Below are 1056 nucleotides of genomic sequence, written 5' to 3'. Positions count from 1 at the left end.
GCGACTCATGAAATAAAAAGTGACAGGGCGGTGGATCTTATTTGATCTACACAGCTCTTGAGCAAAGGGAGGTCATGATGTTATCAAACATGATATAACAACAGGAGCAATAACGGAGTTTGACTTCCCTGATGACCCCGTTGATGGCGGTACGGTTGGTGATTAACTCCCAAGGATAACGGTTAAAACTTATGAAGAAAATATCAGGCTCATTCATATGCACAAAAATAGTAACGCCCATTTTAGCTTTTGGATTTACATCACTACTTCTAATCCTCCCCCTCCTCGGAATGAAAGAACCACAAATGCCTCACCCTATACTTCTATTTCCCGTAGGGTTAATTATCGTACTTTACGCATACTTTAAACTATATGTATGGAGCACGTACGATGATGTTTATGATGAGGGAAACTTTCTGGTTTTCAAAAAGAAAAGGAAAATTAGAAATGTATATATTGATGATATTTTAACCATTACTCACTCCATTAAAGGACACTATCCAGAAAAAATATCTATAGTCGTAAGGAACAATGACAATTCTCATGATACCTTATCATTCCTAACACCATTTAGATTGAGTAGGATAACAACAAACCCAATACTTGTTGATTTAAGAAATAGAGCCAATAACAAGCATTGATAACACATAAGGGGTTGAGATCCAACTGAACGGTTTTGTACACCAAGGTGGTTAACTGTCTGATATATCAAAACATTTTAGACAGCAAAAACAAGAGATAAAATGGCGTCTATTAAATAGAAAATGAGCAATTAATAGACGTATTTGTGTAAAAATCGACTTAACAAACATCTTTCTTAGGGTTTACCGTCCGTTTTCGTTCTATTGGGCTTCAACCTCCTTACTTGCTGCGCGAGCGCTTTCTACTATTCGTCGAGCTACGACTTATATAAAATTTGGTTACAGTGTCACTAGGTGTAAATAAAAAATGGCGAAATGTCATTAACACTTCGCCATATGTCTAGAATAATTATGAGTTAAATTATTATCAAAGTTCATTTCTTGCTGCTATGGCTAAGAAATGGCTTCTGTCTCG

General features: G+C 36.2%; 1 protein-coding gene. It reads left to right on the top strand.

From position 1 onward, the window contains the following. Window positions 1-191: 191 nt before the first annotated feature. Window positions 192-641, top strand: coding sequence for a hypothetical protein (locus tag AACR11_RS07650; protein ID WP_017818833.1), 450 nt, complete (start codon window positions 192-194; stop codon window positions 639-641). Window positions 642-1056 lie beyond the last annotated feature (415 nt).

The sequence above is a fragment of the Vibrio sp. L85 genome (genome assembly GCF_963871815.1).
Lineage (GTDB): Bacteria > Pseudomonadota > Gammaproteobacteria > Enterobacterales > Vibrionaceae > Vibrio > Vibrio harveyi.
This window is presented reverse-complemented; position numbering and strand designations above follow the sequence as displayed.